The sequence below is a fragment of the Gordonia soli NBRC 108243 genome (assembly GCF_000334455.1).
GTDB lineage: Bacteria > Actinomycetota > Actinomycetes > Mycobacteriales > Mycobacteriaceae > Gordonia > Gordonia soli.
The window spans coordinates 1-14,799 of sequence record NZ_BANX01000042.1; the positions used below are offsets into that span (position 1 = coordinate 1).

Sequence of the window (14,799 nt, forward strand, 5' to 3'; positions counted from 1 at the left end):
CGGCTGCCGATGGCGCCGCGACCCCCGCGGCCGAGCCTCCGGCGAAGTCCGCGCCGCCGAAACCCTCGCCCGGACCGCGTCCCGGTCCACGACCCGGCCCTCGCCCCGGACCCCGACCGACGCACAGCGATGTCGCCGCGGTCGCACCGCCCGTGCCGCACGGAGATCCGCACCGTTACGGCCGGATCGACGAGTCGGGCACCGTGTGGCTCAAGACCACCTCCGGTGAGCGCGAGATCGGTTCGTGGCAGGCCGGCACCGTCGAGGAGGGTCTCGACCATTTCGCTCGCCGCTTCGACGACCTGGCAACCGAGGTCGAGATTCTCGAGGAACGTCTGGCCGCTCGATCGGGCGATCCGAAGAAGTCCCAGGCCGCGGCCCGACACCTGCTGGACTCGCTCCCCGACGCCGCGGTCATCGGGGACGTCGCGGCGATCGAGGAGCGGCTGACGGTGATAGTCGGCAACGCCGACGACGTGGCCGCGTCACTGCGGGCCGAGCGGGAGGCGGCACGGTCCACCGCGATCGCCCGCAAGGAGGCGCTCGCGACCGAGGCGGAGCAGATCGGTGCGGAGTCCACCCAGTGGAAGGCTGCCGGCGATCGTCTCCGGGCGATCCTCGACGAGTGGAAGACCATCAAGGGCGTCGACCGCAAGACCGACGACGTGCTGTGGAAGCGGTATGCAAAGGCGCGCGACGCCTTCAACCGTCGCCGCGGGGGTCACTTCGCCGAGCTCGACCGGGAACGCGCGGGCGCGAAGTCACGCAAGGAAGAGCTGATCGTGCGCGCCGAGGAGCTCTCCGACTCCACCGACTGGGGCCCGACCTCCGCTCGGTTCCGGGAACTGCTCACCGAGTGGAAAGCGGCCGGCCGCGCTCCCCGCGACGCAGACGACGCCCTGTGGAAGCGATTCAAGGCCGCGCAGGACGTGTTCTTCTCGGCGCGCAACGCTGCGGCGTCCGAGCGTGACACCGAGTTCGCCGCGAACGCGACCGCGAAGGTCGCGCTGCTCGACCAGGCCGAGAAGTCGATCGACCCGGCCAAGGATCTCGACGCCGCGCGTCGGGAGTTCCGTTCCTTCCGGGACAGCTGGGACGAACTCGGCAAGGTACCGCGCGACCAGATGTCGACTCTCGAAGGGCGGGCACGAGCCCTGGAGAAGCGCATCCGCGACGCCGAGCAGAGTCAGTGGCAGCGCACCGATCCCGAGGCCGAGGCGCGTGCCGCGCAGTTCACCGAGCGGGTCGATCAGCTCGAGGAGCAGGCCCGCAAAGCAGATGAGCGCGGGAAGACCAAGGACGCCACGGCGTTGCGTGAGCAGGCCGCACAGTGGCGTGAGTGGGCCGAGGCAGCCAAGAGCGCGATCGCCGATCGCTGACGGTCCGAGGCGCGGTCGGGGCCGTCAGCGCGCGACGGAGACCATCGGTCGGGTCCGAGCTGAGGAACCGATCAGCGGGGTCCTGACCGGGTCCGAGCGGTCAGTCCTGACCAGGCCTGCGCTGCAACGATTTCGCCGCCTCTTCCCGGGCGGCGGCCTCCTTGCGACGCTCCTCCTCCAGAGCGAGGTGATAGGTGCTGCGCGCCCAGACCACGCGGGCCCAATGGAATGTGAGCACCAGCGAGGCAAGGAAACCGAGGACCAGGCCGATCCCCACACCCGACGGCGGCTGTATGCCACCGACACCGGGGGTGTTACGGGTCCACCACGCGAGCATCCCTGCGACGCACGCGACAGCGCTGCCGCACAGTGCCACCCACGCGATGATCCAGCGTCGGGTCAGCAGCGCCAGGGCGGACGCACCGATGCCGAAGACGGCGAGCAGGTACACGAACACGCGACTGGTGATGGTCACTCGCTCGGCATCAGCTGCCGAGGAGAAGGTCAGCACGTCGATACCCGATGCAGATCCGGTGTGCGTCAACACCAGCGAGGCCATCGCGACGAGCACGGCGATGGCGACCACCACGGCGCGCGCACCTGGATCGATCTCGCCGGCCACCTTGCGCTCGGCCTTGCGGAGATCTCCCTCGAACGCACCGAAGCCCGCGTCGGTGCCGGAGGTTCCGGGCATGTCCGACGTCGGGTTCGCCGACGCGGGATCTCCCGGCCCTTGGGCGTCCGACTCTCGTCGATCGTCCTCAGCCATCACAACCACATCCTTCCTGCGACGCGCCCGCAGCCACCCCGCAGCCGGTGGACACCGGCTCGACCGGGGTCGGTCCGATCGACGGCATGCCGAGGCCCACTCCGACCGGCGCGGTGGTCGGTGTGCGTTGTTGTTGGTGAGCATCGCCTGCACGTGTCCGCCGATGCCCGGCCACCCCGGCGTCGGCGATGAGGTGATGCGGCGCCGCGCCGGTGATCGTGGTCGTGACCACATCGCCCGGACGGATCGACGCCGTCTGGCCACCCGATGCGAAGTGCACCAGGCGACCGTCGCGTGCACGACCGGTGAGCCGGTGCGCATGCGCCGACTTCCGGCCTTCGTCGGCAACGACCAGCAACTCCACGTCGGTCCCGACGAGGGCCTGGTTCTCCTCCAGGCAGATCGACTCCTGCAGGGCGATCAGGCGCTGATACCGCTCGGACACGACCTCCTGCGGCACCTGATCGGCCATCTCCGCAGCGGGTGTGCCGGGACGCGGCGAGTACTGGAAGGTGAACGCGCTGGAGAAGCGCGCGGCCGCCACCACGTCCAGCGTCTGCTGGAAGTCCTCCTCGGTCTCCCCAGGGAAACCCACGATGATGTCGGTGGTGATCGCTGCGTGCGGCATCGCAGCCCGCACCTTGTCGAGGATTCCCAGGAACTTGGTCTGTCGGTAACTGCGCCGCATGGCGCGCAGGATGCGATCCGACCCCGACTGCAGGGGCATGTGCAGCTGCGGACAGATGTTCGGGGTGTCGGCCATCGCCTCGATGACGTCGTCGGTGAACTCGGCGGGATGCGGCGAGGTGAACCGGACCCGCTCGAGACCCTCGATGTCGCCGCAGGCACGCAGCAACTCGGCGAACGCTCCTCGATTGCGCGGCTGGGCGGGGTCGGCGAACGACATCCCGTAGGCGTTGACGTTCTGCCCCAACAGCGTCACCTCGACGACCCCCTGGTCGACGAGTGCGGAGACCTCGGCGAGCACGTCGCCCGGTCGGCGGTCGACCTCTTTGCCGCGCAACGACGGCACGATACAGAAGGTGCAGGTGTTGTTGCAGCCCACCGAGACCGAGACCCATCCGGAGTACGCGGAGTCGCGTGTGGCCGGGAGGGTCGACGGGAAGCGTTCGAGCGACTCCAGGATCTCGACCTGGGCCTCGTCGTTGTGCCGGGCACGGTCGAGCAGCGTCGGCAGCGACCCGATGTTGTGGGTGCCGAACACGACGTCGACCCAGGGCGCCTTGCGCAGGACGGCGTCCTTGTCCTTCTGCGCAAGGCAACCGCCGACGGCGATCTGCATACCCGGGCGATGGGACTTCACCGGCGCCAGGTGCGACAGGTTGCCATAGAGCTTGTTGTCGGCGTTCTCACGGATCGCGCACGTGTTGAACACGACCAGGTCCGCGTCGTCACCGTCCTCGGCCCGGGTGTAGCCCGCCCCCTCGAGGAGACCAGCGATCCGCTCCGAATCGTGCACGTTCATCTGGCAGCCGTAGGTGCGCACCTGGTATCGCAGATCCCGGTGGGCGTTCGTCTCGTCGACCCCGGACACCCGGGGCGCCGATCCCTCCACCGTGCCGCCGGCGATACCGCCCGGCGGGTCCGACACATCGATACTCACCTGGTCCAGGGTACGTTGCCGGTTCGCGCCGACCACCCGGCCCCGCCCGCGTCGAGGTTCGCCACGACGAGCCACGTCGGACGCCACACGGATCCGGGCGCGCACCGTTAGGGTGATGATCCATGACCGCTTCGCCCGAAGATCCCGCGGCATCCGCGACCCGACCGATGATCGTCCTCAAGGAAGTACAGAAGCACTTCGGTGATCTGCACGTGCTCAAGGACATCAACCTCGAGGTACCGGCAGGACAGGTCGTGGTCGTCCTCGGCCCGTCGGGATCCGGTAAGTCCACGCTGTGCCGTGCCATCAACCGCCTCGAACCCATCGACAGTGGGGAGATCGAGATCGAGGGCCGTCCGTTGCCGGCCGAGGGCAAGGACCTCGCCCGCCTGCGCGCCGACGTCGGCATGGTCTTCCAGCAGTTCAACCTGTTCTCGCACAAGACGATTCTCGACAACGTGACGCTCGCGCCGATCAAGGTCCGCAGGCAGAGCAAGTCGGACGCACGTACCAAGGGGCTGGCACTGCTCGAGCGGGTGGGCATCGAGAGTCAGAAGGACAAGTACCCGGCACAGCTGTCGGGTGGTCAGCAGCAGCGCGTCGCCATCGCCCGATCATTGGCGATGGACCCCAAGATCATGCTGTTCGACGAGCCGACCTCGGCACTCGACCCCGAGATGGTCAACGAGGTCCTCGATGTCATGGTCTCCCTCGCCAAGGAGGGCATGACCATGCTCGTGGTCACCCACGAGATGGGTTTCGCACGCAAGGCCGCCGACCGCATCCTGTTCATGGCCGACGGAGCGATCGTCGAGGACACCGATCCGGAGAGCTTCTTCACCGCCCCGAAGACGGACCGCGCCAAGGACTTCCTCGGCAAGATCCTGGGCCACTGAGATGACCCGACACCATACGAGACAGTCGGAGAACGGCATGACCCGAACTCATCAGCCGCGGCCCGAGCCGGGTGACCGGCACGGATCGCCGCGGCGTCGCCTGGGACATCCGGCAGCGCGCATCGGCCTGGTGGCGATCGCCCTGGCCCTGCTGGCCGGGCTCGTCGCCGGATGCGGTAACACCAACCCCCGCAACCTGATCGAATCGATTCAGAACGGATCGGTCGTGCTGGGCACCAAGTACGACCAGCCGGGGCTCGGCATCCGAAACCCGGACAAGTCGGTGACCGGGTTCGACCCGTCGGTCTCGACGTACGTGGTGAACCACATCGCCGACTCGCTGGGCGTGCCCCATCCCGAGATCCGTTGGCGCGAGACGCCATCGGCGCAGCGCGAGACCCTGATCGACAACGGCGAGGTCGACATGATCGCCGCCACCTACTCGATCACCGAGGCCCGCCTGAAGAAGGTCGACTTCGCAGGTCCCTACCTCGTGAACTACCAGGGTCTGCTCGTCCGTAAGAACGACGACTCCATCTCGACACTCACCGATCTCAGCGACGGGAAGAAGCTCTGCTCGGTCACCGGTTCGACGCCCGCGCAGAACGTGAAGGCACAGTTGCCCGACGTCCAGCTGCAGGAGTACGACTCCTACTCGTCGTGCGTCGAGGCATTGCGCCGCGGCAAAGTCGACGCGCTGACCACCGACGAGGTGATCTTGGCCGGATACTCGGACTTCTATCCCGACGAGTTCAAGTTGGTCGGCATGTCCTATCCCAAGGACGCCTGCGTCAAGGATGCTCTCAAGCGCGCCGGCCAACCGTTCTCCACGGAGTACTACGGAATCGGTATGGCCAAGGACTATCCCGAGGCCGTCGTCAAGGTCAACGAGGCCATTCGCGCCATGCTCGCGCCCGTTCCGGGCGGGCAGTCGGTGTGGGAACAGTCGCTCCGCGACGCGATCGGGAGTCCGACCGTCGACTCGATGATCGCCCGGGCCGACACACCCGATTCGCAGTACAAGTTCACGCCGAATCCGGGTGATCTCGCCTTCGTCGACTCGCCGTCGACCCCGTGCCCACCCGGACTGACCTGATGGGCCGCCAGGCGGTCCCGCCGTCCGGCCGGATCCCGACGCCCGGTGTCACCCGTGGACACCCGACCCCGGGTCCGACCGTCCCGTCTGTACCAACTCTGCCCGCCGGTGCGGGTGCGACCCGTCGAAAGGAGCGTCGATGAACGAACTGTGGTCCGAGATGGGACCGCAGCTGTGGCCGGCCTTCTCCGTCACCCTGAAGCTGACGCTCTACTCGGCGATCGGGGCACTGGTGTGGGGCACTGTCCTCGCCGCCCTGCGTGTCTCGCCGATCCCGGTGATGCGGGGCTTCGCGACGACGTACGTGAACATCGTGCGGAACACGCCACTGACGCTGATCGTCATCTTCTGCTCGGTCGGGCTCTACCAGAACCTCGGACTCGCGCTCGCGCCCGAGAACGAGAACTTCATCGACAACAACAACTTCTGGCTCGCCGTACTCGCGTTCATCCTCTACACGGCGACCTTCGTCTGTGAGACCCTGCGCTCCGGCTTCAACACGGTGCCGCTCGGCCAGGCCGAAGCGGCCCGCTCCCTCGGCCTGTCGTTCGTCCAGGTGTTCGGGATCGTCGTGCTGCCGCAGGCGATCCGGTCGGTCATCGGTCCGATGGGCAGCGTGCTGATCGCTCTCACCAAGAACACGACCATCGCGTCGGTGATCGGTGTGGCCGAGGCGTCGTTGCTCATGAAGGAGGAGATCGAGAACTTCGCCGACCAGGTGGTCGCTGTCTTCGCCATCATCGCAGTCGGTTTCATGATCATCACCTTGGCCGAGGGCTTCCTCTTCGGTTACCTGGCAAAGAAATTGGCGGTGAAGCGATGAGTGCCGAATCCACCGTCCTCTACGACGCACCGGGCCCCCGTGCACGCATCCGCAACCGACTCGTCGCCGTGGTGTTCCTCGCGATCATCGTCGCCATCGCGGTCTACGTGCTGGTGATCCTCGGCGGCAACGGTCAGCTCGACGGCGAGAAATGGGAACCCTTCGTCACCGGGACCACGTGGACCACCTACATCCTCCCGGGGCTGTGGGGAACGCTGACCGCGGCACTACTGTCCATCGTGCTCGCACTGGTCCTGGGTGCTGTCCTGGGGATAGGCCGACTGTCGGAGCACCGTCTGGTCCGTGGCGCTGCCGGCCTGTTCGTCGAGGTCTTCCGCGCCATCCCGGTGCTGATCCTGATGATCTTCGCCTACTACCTGTTCGCCGACTACGCGGTCTTCCCGTCGTCGCAACTCGCATTCGCTGCGGTGGTCACCGGCCTGACCCTCTACAACGGTTCGGTCATCGCCGAGATCATCCGGTCGGGTATCAACTCGTTGCCCCGCGGACAGACGGAGGCATCTCAGGCCCTCGGTCTGCGCAAGACACAGATGATGCGGATGATCCTGCTCCCCCAGGCGATCACCGCCATGCTGCCCGCACTGATCTCGCAGATGGTGATCGCGCTCAAGGACAGTGCGCTCGGTTACGCCATCGGCTACGTGGAGGTCGTACGGTCGGGCATCCAGTCGGCGTCGTACTACGGCAACTACCTGCCCGCTCTGGTCGTGGTGGCCATCGTGATGATCGTCATCAACTTCGCATTGTCGGCGTTCGCGACCTACCTCGAACGGCGACTCCGCCAGGGCCGACGGTCTACTACGGCGATCGATCCGGAAGAGGCGGACCAGGCGGCGATGGAGAACCTGCCCACATTCGGTGGCCGCAACTGAGCAACCTGTCACCACGACGTCGCCGACAGGTTTGACGACGTCCTCGCACGACAACGCCGCCCCAGCGTGAGATCTACGCTGGGGCGGGGTTGTCTGTCGAGGACGTGGAGTGTGGCGGAAGCCCTTCAGCTCTCGGCGGACGTTTCCGCCAGGACCTGCTCGACCACCTCGATGGCGAGCGACTGTGGGTATCCCCGCCGCAGCAGCATCCCTGCGAGCCGGCGGAAGACCTTCTCACGATGCACACGATCCTGCTGTGCGAGTTCGGCATCCGACACGCTGAGCTTGCGTTCTACCAGTCGAGCGGCGATCGCACGCTCCCCCGCCGGATCGATCTCCTCGAGCGCGTTCTCGATGATCGCGCTGTCGACGCCCTTCTGACGCAGCTCTTGTCGAAGGGCTACGCGGCCACGGCCGGAATGCATGTGCCGGGAGCGGACCCACTCCGTTGCGAAGTCGTCATCGTCGAGCAGCTGCGATCGATCGAGACGAGTCATCACATCGTCGACCACCGCGGGCTCGAAACCCTTCTTGGTGAGCCGGTCGCGCATCTCCTGGCGACTGCGGGCGCGGACACCGAGGAGGCGGAGCGCGGCGTCCCAGGCGCTCGGTGGCTGGCGTTCGCCACCGCGTCCGGGAGCCGCATCGTCCTCGGTGTCCGCAGACCTCATCGAGTCGATCAGAACTCCACCGGGGCGGGCGCGACGTCGTCGGCGTCGACGACCGCACCGATCCCGAGCTTCTCCTTGATCTTCTTCTCGATCTCGTCACGAATGTCGACGTTCTCGAGCAAGAACTTCCGGGCGTTCTCCTTGCCCTGTCCGAGCTGATCGCCCTCATAGGTGAACCAGGAGCCGGACTTGCGGATGAATCCTTCGGCGACACCGAGGTCGATCAGCGACCCTTCCTTGCTGATGCCGAGACCGTAGAGGATGTCGAACTCGGCCTGCTTGAACGGCGGGGCCACCTTGTTCTTGACCACCTTGACCCGTGTGCGGTTGCCGACCGCGTCGGTGCCGTCCTTCAGGGTCTCGATCCGACGGACGTCGAGACGCACCGAGGAGTAGAACTTCAGTGCCTTACCACCGGTCGTGGTCTCCGGCGATCCGAACATCACGCCGATCTTCTCGCGCAGCTGGTTGATGAAGATCGCGGTGGTCTTCGAATTGCTCAGTCCCGACGTCATCTTCCGCAGTGCCTGGCTCATCAGACGTGCCTGCAGACCGACGTGGCTGTCTCCCATCTCGCCCTCGATCTCGGCGCGGGGAACCAGCGCGGCGACCGAGTCGATGACCAGGATGTCCAGGGCTCCGGAGCGGATCAGCATGTCGGCGATCTCGAGTGCCTGCTCACCGGTGTCCGGCTGCGACACCAGCAATGCGTCGGTGTCGACGCCGAGTCGGGCGGCGTAATCGGGATCGAGCGCATGCTCGGCGTCGATGAACGCGGCGATGCCGCCCTGCGCCTGCGCGTTGGCGACCGCGTGCAACGCGACCGTGGTCTTACCCGATGACTCCGGGCCGTACACCTCGATGATGCGCCCCCGGGGTAGACCTCCGATACCGAGTGCGACGTCGAGGGCGATCGAGCCGGTGGGGATGATCTCGATCGGCTGGCGGGTCTCCTCGCCGAGCCGCATCACCGATCCCTTGCCGAAGTTCTTGTCGATCTGCGCGAGCGCGAGATCGAGGGCCTTCTCGCGGTCCTGAGGTGCAGCTGGCATGGTGTCTCCTCGATGGGATCGGGATGCGGATGGTGCCGCACCTGGAGGTCTGGTCGGGCGTCGGTCTGGTCGTCGTCCGGACGGGCCGGCGATCGATGGTGCTCACGCTAGCGATGAGGTCTGACAAGATCGCTCGCTCATCGGTGGCGGATCGTGGTGGTCGTTTCGTCTGGCGCGGCGGACCGGTGGTCGCATCTCCCGCTGTGTAGTTGACGCATCCGACGCCCCGGGTGGTTCCGCCTGTGTTCACAATGGACGAACATCTGTTCGATTACAAGCACCGACACGCGGCGGCCCGCGACCGGGCATCGACCGGACGTCGACGCCCTGACGGACTCAGACGGCTGCGGGCTCGTGATCGGCGATGCGCGCCGTCAGGTCGCCGGCGATCCGGCGCACGTCCGTCGCCAACTCCTCGGACGAACGGGTGTCCGAGGAGTACAGGAAGGTCGTCGACCCCAGTGTGGCACCGCAGTACTCGATGATCCCCCGCTCGATCTGGGTACCCACCGCGACATCGACGCCGTGGCGACGGAAACTCTCCGCGTCATCGCCCGCGACCACCAGGAGATGAACGGTCAGCCGTCCGAGTTTGGCCTCGAAACTCCCACCCGGACTGAACTCGTAGGCCCAATGGTTCACGAACACGCGGTCGATCCATCCCTTGAGCAACGCCGGGAACGACCACCAGTACATCGGGAAGACCACGACGAGATGGTCTGCGCGGTCGATCCGACGCTGTTCCGTCGCCACGTCGTCCGGCATCTCTCCGGTGCCGCGGAACAGGTCGAGGTCCGCGGTTCCGAAGCTCGGATCGAACCCCTCCGCGGCCAGATCCGCGAACTCGACGGGCTCGCCGGTCGCGCGCAAGGCCTCGGCCACCGACCGGGCGGCGTGCTGGGTCAACGACCCGGGATCAGGATGGGAGACGACGACGAGACTGCTCATGGTGAGATCCTTTCGGTGGACGTGATCGCTATATACCAACAGTAGGTTACTATTCGTATATAGCACGAGGAGGCCGTCGATGGCACGTACGAGGTTGGCGCGCGAGGACAGATACGCCCAGTTGGTCGAGGTCGCCTGGTCGCTGGTGCGCGACGAGGGCACGGATGCTCTCACCCTCGGCCGGCTCGCCGATCGCGCCGAGGTCGCGAAGCCGGTCGTGTACAGCCATTTCGCCTCGCGAGCAGCCCTTCTCGCCGCGCTGTTCACCGAGTTCGACGACCGTCAGACCGCGATGCTCGACAAGTATCTGGACGACGCGGACGACACCCTCGACGGCCGCGCGCAGGCGATCGCGAACTCGTACGTCGGCTGCGCCCTGGCCCAGGGACGCGAACTCACCGGGGTGCTCGCCGCACTGGAGGGATCGCCGGAGCTCGAGAAGGTCAAACGCGAAGCGGAACTCGCCTACTCGGGACGATGCCGCGACGTCCTCTCTCCGTTCGGCGGGCCGACGGGGGTCGGGCCGGCCGCGATCACCGCGATCTTCGGTGCGGCAGAGGCGTTGTCGCACGCCGCGGTGGTCGGCGCACTCGACCCGGAGGACGCGCGGGGCGAACTCGCCGAACTCATCGTGGGGGTCGTCCGCCGCTGACGCTCGTCCTCCGGTATCCCCGCGTCACCCTGCCGTCGACGGCCCGTACAGCGGCCTCGCTCACCACCGCTGTCGCGGCACGTCGAGATCACGGCAGAGCGCCAGCCAGACCTGTTTCGGGTCGACACCGTCCTCGATCGCCTGAGATCCGGTACGTCCGTCCAGCTCGATCAGCACGTGATCGGCCAGGAGGGAGTCGGCGGAGGTACCGAACTCCGCCGTCATCAACTCGGAGAACTCGGTGAGACGCACGGAGCCGAGCCTAGTGGCCGCCGCAGACCGGGGTCGGTGACGGTCCGGCGAGCACCCGCTCGACCACCCGGACGGGGTCGGCCAGCTCACCCGGCGCCGGCGCCGCGGCCTGCGCCGCCGTCCGATACGCGGGATCGGCGAGTACGTGACGGGCTGCAGCCGCGAGATCGTCGACATCGATCGGGTTCACCACGAGACCGAGGCCGGCTCGACGGACCCGGGACGCGAGTTCCCACTGATCGCCACCGCCGGGGACCGTGACGACCGGCACCCCGGCCAGCAACGATTTCGCCAGCATGCCGTGGCCACCACCGCAGATCACCAGGTCGGCGCGCGCAAGCACCTCGTCCTGTCGGGCGAGGCCGATCACCACCTGGCGTCCGGGCACGTCGTCGCAGACACCCGACTGCGGATCGGCCAGCATCGAGATCACCAGCCGTACCGGCGACTGCATGCGGGCCGGGGTGAGGGCCGCGGACACCGACTCGACCATGCCGCCGGCCCCGGTCGTCGCCGTCGAGGGCGCGACGACGATGAGCGGGCCAGCACCCGGGGTCCGAGGGAAGACGTCGTCGGTCGGTTCCCAGAGCAACGGACCGATCAGGTGGGTCGCCGACGGCCAGTCGGGTCGCCACACCTCGAGCGCGGGGATGGTCGCCACCAACCGGGCGGCCGGTTCCACCGCCGCGGGAAGTCCGATGGTGCGCCGCGCAGCGCGCCGTTGCCGTTCGCCGTCGCGGATGGAACGGCCGGTGGCCGCGCGCATCGCACTGTCCCGTAACCGCCCCCGCAGGCCACGCCCCGGCTCCATCCCGGCCCCGATGGGCGGACGCCCCCGCGACGGGAGGTACAGCGGGTGCGGGGACAGCTCGACCCACGGCAACCCGCAGAGTTCGGCCGCCCATCCGCCCGCGACCGTGATGACGTCGGTGACCACCAGATCCACCTCGTCCGCGATCAGACGCGGACGGAGCAACACTGCCATCCGAGCAGCACGATGCGACAGTTTCGCTCCCGCGTCCGTGTCGTCGTCGCCCACCCCGATGGCGAGGCCGGGCAACTCGACCACACGGATCGAACGACGTGCGGCCCGCTCACGATGATCGATGCCCGTGTACACGATGACCCGGTATCCGGCCGACTGAACTCGCTCCGCCAGTGCGAATGCCGGAAAGGCATGCCCTGCATCGGGTCCGGCGACGATCGCGATCGTGGGCGATTGCCGCGTCAACGGTTCGGACGGTGCCACGCTGGGGCTCCCGACGACGGAAAACCCGCGAGCACCGAAGTGGCTCGCGGGTTCACGGGATGTCGGTACGCCGACGATCCGATGCCGTTCAGCTGCCGGCCTGGGGCTTCTCGACGTCGACGTTCGGCTGGACAGCGGGCTGCGCCGGAGCGGCCGCGGCACCACCGGCGGACGGCAGTGCCTCGCCCTTCATGCTGGCGCGGATCTGCTCGAGACGTGAGTGCCCCGCCATCTGGATGCCGGCCTGCTCGACCTCCTGCATCCGGCCCTGGACGGAGTTCTTCGCCAGCTCTGCCGAGCCAAGTGCATTGGCGTAGCGACGCTCGATCTTGTCGCGGACCTGGTCGAGGTTCGGCGTGTTGCCGGGTACCGAGAGCTCGCTCATCTGGTTCAGCGACGCACTGACCTGCTCCTGCATCTTGGCCTGCTCGAGCTGGCTGAGGAGCTTCGACCGCTCGGCCAGCTTCTGCTGCAGCACGAGTGCGTTGCGCTCGACGGCCTGCTTGGCCTGTGCCGCGGCCTGCAGGGACTGGTCGTGCAACCCCTTCAGGTCCTCGACGCTCTGCTCTGCGGTGACGAGCTGGGCAGCGAAAGCCTCCGCTGCATTGGTGTACTCCTGCGCCTTGGTCGCATCGCCCGCGGCGTTGGCCTGATCGGCCAGCGTCAGCGCCTGACGGGTGTTCGCCTGCAGCTTCTCGATCTCCTCGAGCTGCCGGTTGAGCTTCATCTCCAGCTGTCGCTGGTTGCCGATCACCGAAGCGGCCTGCTGGGACAGGGCCTGGTGCTGACGCTGCGCGTCTTCGATCGCCTGCTGGATCTGGACCTTCGGGTCAGCGTGTTCGTCGATCTTCGCGTTGCCGAGTGCCGACAGGTAGCGCCACAACTTCACGAACGGGTTCGCCATGCTCGCCGTCAACTCCATTCACGGGTGTCTGAGGTCTGTGGTGACCAATCTAGCGGGTGGTCGGGCCCGATGGTGTCGCCACGGATGCCTTCGACCGACGACGCCGACCGACGCGCCGATCGGACGTGCAGGTCGGTCAGGCCGCGGCCAGAGCGGTGGCCCGCCCGGCCGGTGCCGGGATCACGACCTTCGCAGCGGTTATCACCGCATCGAGGTGCTCGGCGGCCACGGTGGGCTCGCCGGCCACGACCTGGTCGTCGGTGACCTCGGAGAGCTCCGCATCGACCGTCGCCGCAGCCAGGGCAGGCTCGACCGGACCGGTAGTGATCGGCCGCAGTGCGTGACCGACGTCGAGCAGGAGATCCGCGATCTCCACGTCGAGGGCATCACAGATGGCGGCGAGCAGCTCGCTCGACGCCTCTTTCTGACCGCGCTCCACCTCGGAGAGGTAACCGAGGCTCACCCGCGCATCGGTGGACACCTCACGCAGGGTCCGCCCCTGGTCGGTGCGGACCCGGCGCAGACTGTCGCCGAGCGCCTCGCGCAATAGGACTGTCATCGCGTGTCCTCCCTTCCGTCGGCTCAACGTCTCCGCGTGCCGATCGGTTCCCGCTCGGGGCGATCCCGACCGGCCTGCGATCGATCGCCGCCGTGATCCGATCGTCTGGCGCACTTCGGGCGAGGAACGGATGTGTCCGTTTCCGGTCGCCGTACCCGACGACAGTAGTCGAAGTTCCCGACGGCTGCCGCGCAGGACGTGACGAGGCTCAGACGTGTCCCGGATCGGCCTCCGCGGCCCGTGCACGTGCGCCGCTGCGCAAGGTGAGGGCCTGCCAGACGTAGTCGGCGCCGGTGACGACGGTCGCCACCACCGCGAGGGCCATCACCACGACGGCCACGATGTGCCAGGGGCCCGGCAGGGGCAACAGGAAGAGTCCGATGGCGACCGCCTGCAGGAGGGTCTTGAGCTTGCCACCCCGGCTGGCCGGTATGACCCCGTGGCGGAGCACCCAGAACCGGAGGGCGGTCACGCCGAGTTCACGCGCCAGGATGATCGCCGTGACCCACCACGGCAGATCCCCGAGGATGGACAACCCGACGAGGGCCGCACCGATCAAGGCCTTGTCGGCGATCGGGTCGGCCATCTTGCCGAAGTCGGTGACCAGGTTGCGCTCACGCGCCAGTCGGCCGTCGTAGCGGTCGGTGACGGCGGCCAACCCGAACACGAACGCAGCCGCGATCCGCCATACCGTGTCGTGCCCACCTCCGATGAACAGCACGGCCACGAACACCGGGACCAGGATGATGCGGAAGACGGTGAGCGCATTGGCGATGTTGACGACGGGGACCGGGTCCACCGGGTCGGTGATCGGGTCGGGGCCGCGCCCCACGTTGGCGATACCGCGCTCCCCGACCGCACGCCGCATCCGCTCGGTCATGAGCCGCGTCCAGCGCGTGGTGGGTGAGTTCGCACGATGTCAGGATATCGACCGCCGACACGGCTCCGGCGGTGCGGTCGGATCACCGTGTCCGACAAACGGCGGGACAGCCGAGTCACGGTGCACCCGCGCGGTATCCGCGACTACTGTGA

At 67.5% G+C, this 14,799-nt stretch carries 16 protein-coding genes; 6 read left to right on the forward strand and 10 right to left on the reverse strand.

Going from position 1 to position 14,799, the window contains the following annotated elements; all coding sequences use genetic code 11:
- Nucleotides 1–1,379: DUF349 domain-containing protein (locus GS4_RS23185; RefSeq protein WP_007625196.1), on the forward strand; the 1,379-nt coding region annotated here is incomplete at its 5' end.
- Nucleotides 1,380–1,479: 100 nt separating this feature from the next.
- On the opposite strand, the gene GS4_RS23190 is transcribed toward GS4_RS23185, so the two are convergent.
- On the reverse strand, nucleotides 1,480–2,073 hold the full coding sequence (locus GS4_RS23190; RefSeq protein WP_007625197.1) for an Rv2732c family membrane protein: 594 nt from the start codon (nucleotides 2,071–2,073) through the stop codon (nucleotides 1,480–1,482).
- A gap of 67 nt (nucleotides 2,074–2,140) precedes the next feature.
- Nucleotides 2,141–3,772: a tRNA (N6-isopentenyl adenosine(37)-C2)-methylthiotransferase MiaB gene (gene miaB, locus GS4_RS23195; protein WP_439644638.1), complete on the reverse strand. Its 1,632-nt coding sequence runs from the start codon at nucleotides 3,770–3,772 to the stop codon at nucleotides 2,141–2,143.
- A 167-nt stretch (nucleotides 3,773–3,939) separates the two neighbouring features.
- On the opposite strand from miaB, the gene GS4_RS23200 reads away from it, so the two are divergent.
- From GS4_RS23200 to GS4_RS23215, 4 genes are all read left to right on the forward strand, one after another.
- A complete protein-coding gene (locus tag GS4_RS23200; protein ID WP_157226744.1) occupies nucleotides 3,940–4,668 on the forward strand; it encodes an amino acid ABC transporter ATP-binding protein in 729 nt (242 codons plus the stop codon).
- A gap of 37 nt (nucleotides 4,669–4,705) precedes the next feature.
- On the forward strand, nucleotides 4,706–5,764 hold the full coding sequence (locus tag GS4_RS23205; RefSeq protein ID WP_007625200.1) for a glutamate ABC transporter substrate-binding protein: 1,059 nt from the start codon (nucleotides 4,706–4,708) through the stop codon (nucleotides 5,762–5,764).
- 139 nt (nucleotides 5,765–5,903) lie between these two features.
- Nucleotides 5,904–6,587, forward strand: a complete 684-nt coding sequence (locus GS4_RS23210; protein ID WP_007625202.1) for an amino acid ABC transporter permease — start codon at nucleotides 5,904–5,906, stop codon at nucleotides 6,585–6,587.
- Nucleotides 6,584–7,480, forward strand: a complete 897-nt coding sequence (locus GS4_RS23215) for an amino acid ABC transporter permease (protein ID WP_007625204.1) — start codon at nucleotides 6,584–6,586, stop codon at nucleotides 7,478–7,480. The genes GS4_RS23210 and GS4_RS23215 overlap by 4 nt, the downstream gene beginning before the upstream one ends.
- A 125-nt stretch (nucleotides 7,481–7,605) precedes the next feature.
- Here GS4_RS23215 and GS4_RS23220 read toward each other — a convergent pair whose 3' ends face one another.
- The 3 genes from GS4_RS23220 to GS4_RS23235 form a co-directional block, all read right to left on the reverse strand.
- Nucleotides 7,606–8,151: a regulatory protein RecX gene (locus GS4_RS23220; RefSeq protein WP_007625205.1), complete on the reverse strand. Its 546-nt coding sequence runs from the start codon at nucleotides 8,149–8,151 to the stop codon at nucleotides 7,606–7,608.
- Between the two features lie 8 nt (nucleotides 8,152–8,159).
- On the reverse strand, nucleotides 8,160–9,203 hold the full coding sequence (gene recA, locus GS4_RS23225; RefSeq protein WP_007625207.1) for a recombinase RecA: 1,044 nt from the start codon (nucleotides 9,201–9,203) through the stop codon (nucleotides 8,160–8,162).
- Between the two features lie 336 nt (nucleotides 9,204–9,539).
- The gene (locus tag GS4_RS23235) at nucleotides 9,540–10,151 is read right to left on the reverse strand and encodes an NAD(P)H-dependent oxidoreductase (RefSeq protein WP_007625209.1); all 612 of its coding nucleotides are present in this window, start codon (nucleotides 10,149–10,151) and stop codon (nucleotides 9,540–9,542) included.
- A gap of 79 nt (nucleotides 10,152–10,230) precedes the next feature.
- On the opposite strand from GS4_RS23235, the gene GS4_RS23240 reads away from it, so the two are divergent.
- Nucleotides 10,231–10,803 carry a TetR/AcrR family transcriptional regulator gene (locus GS4_RS23240; RefSeq protein WP_007625211.1) on the forward strand — a complete coding sequence of 191 codons (573 nt, stop codon included), beginning with the start codon at nucleotides 10,231–10,233 and terminating at the stop codon, nucleotides 10,801–10,803.
- 60 nt (nucleotides 10,804–10,863) lie between these two features.
- Here GS4_RS23240 and GS4_RS23245 read toward each other — a convergent pair whose 3' ends face one another.
- The 5 genes from GS4_RS23245 to pgsA all read right to left on the reverse strand — a co-directional run bounded on the left by GS4_RS23245 (nucleotide 10,864) and on the right by pgsA (nucleotide 14,647).
- The gene (locus GS4_RS23245; RefSeq protein WP_007625213.1) at nucleotides 10,864–11,055 is read right to left on the reverse strand and encodes a DUF3046 domain-containing protein; all 192 of its coding nucleotides are present in this window, start codon (nucleotides 11,053–11,055) and stop codon (nucleotides 10,864–10,866) included.
- A 10-nt stretch (nucleotides 11,056–11,065) separates the two neighbouring features.
- Complete coding sequence (locus tag GS4_RS23250; protein ID WP_007625215.1) at nucleotides 11,066–12,304, reverse strand: glycosyltransferase; 1,239 nt, start codon at nucleotides 12,302–12,304, stop codon at nucleotides 11,066–11,068.
- Nucleotides 12,305–12,392: 88 nt separating this feature from the next.
- Nucleotides 12,393–13,208: a phage shock protein PspA gene (gene pspA, locus GS4_RS23255; protein WP_007625217.1), complete on the reverse strand. Its 816-nt coding sequence runs from the start codon at nucleotides 13,206–13,208 to the stop codon at nucleotides 12,393–12,395.
- 136 nt (nucleotides 13,209–13,344) lie between these two features.
- The gene (locus GS4_RS26355; protein ID WP_007625219.1) at nucleotides 13,345–13,767 is read right to left on the reverse strand and encodes a helix-turn-helix domain-containing protein; all 423 of its coding nucleotides are present in this window, start codon (nucleotides 13,765–13,767) and stop codon (nucleotides 13,345–13,347) included.
- A 208-nt stretch (nucleotides 13,768–13,975) separates the two neighbouring features.
- Entirely contained in the window at nucleotides 13,976–14,647 is a 672-nt protein-coding gene (gene pgsA / locus GS4_RS23265; protein ID WP_007625221.1) for a CDP-diacylglycerol--glycerol-3-phosphate 3-phosphatidyltransferase, read from the reverse strand.
- Between the last annotated feature and the right edge of the window lie 152 nt (nucleotides 14,648–14,799).

Coding starts and splice junctions, on each gene's coding strand:
- GS4_RS23190 (WP_007625197.1), bottom strand. CDS start 2,073: ATGCCCGGAACCTCCGGCACCGACGCGGGCTTCGGTGCGTTCGAGGGA.
- GS4_RS23200 (WP_157226744.1), top strand. CDS start 3,940: ATGATCGTCCTCAAGGAAGTACAGAAGCACTTCGGTGATCTGCACGTG.
- GS4_RS23205 (WP_007625200.1), top strand. CDS start 4,706: ATGACCCGAACTCATCAGCCGCGGCCCGAGCCGGGTGACCGGCACGGA.
- GS4_RS23210 (WP_007625202.1), top strand. CDS start 5,904: ATGAACGAACTGTGGTCCGAGATGGGACCGCAGCTGTGGCCGGCCTTC.
- GS4_RS23215 (WP_007625204.1), top strand. CDS start 6,584: ATGAGTGCCGAATCCACCGTCCTCTACGACGCACCGGGCCCCCGTGCA.
- GS4_RS23220 (WP_007625205.1), bottom strand. CDS start 8,151: ATGAGGTCTGCGGACACCGAGGACGATGCGGCTCCCGGACGCGGTGGC.
- recA (WP_007625207.1), bottom strand. CDS start 9,203: ATGCCAGCTGCACCTCAGGACCGCGAGAAGGCCCTCGATCTCGCGCTC.
- GS4_RS23235 (WP_007625209.1), bottom strand. CDS start 10,151: ATGAGCAGTCTCGTCGTCGTCTCCCATCCTGATCCCGGGTCGTTGACC.
- GS4_RS23240 (WP_007625211.1), top strand. CDS start 10,231: ATGGCACGTACGAGGTTGGCGCGCGAGGACAGATACGCCCAGTTGGTC.
- pspA (WP_007625217.1), bottom strand. CDS start 13,208: ATGGCGAACCCGTTCGTGAAGTTGTGGCGCTACCTGTCGGCACTCGGC.
- GS4_RS26355 (WP_007625219.1), bottom strand. CDS start 13,767: ATGACAGTCCTATTGCGCGAGGCGCTCGGCGACAGTCTGCGCCGGGTC.
- pgsA (WP_007625221.1), bottom strand. CDS start 14,647: ATGACCGAGCGGATGCGGCGTGCGGTCGGGGAGCGCGGTATCGCCAAC.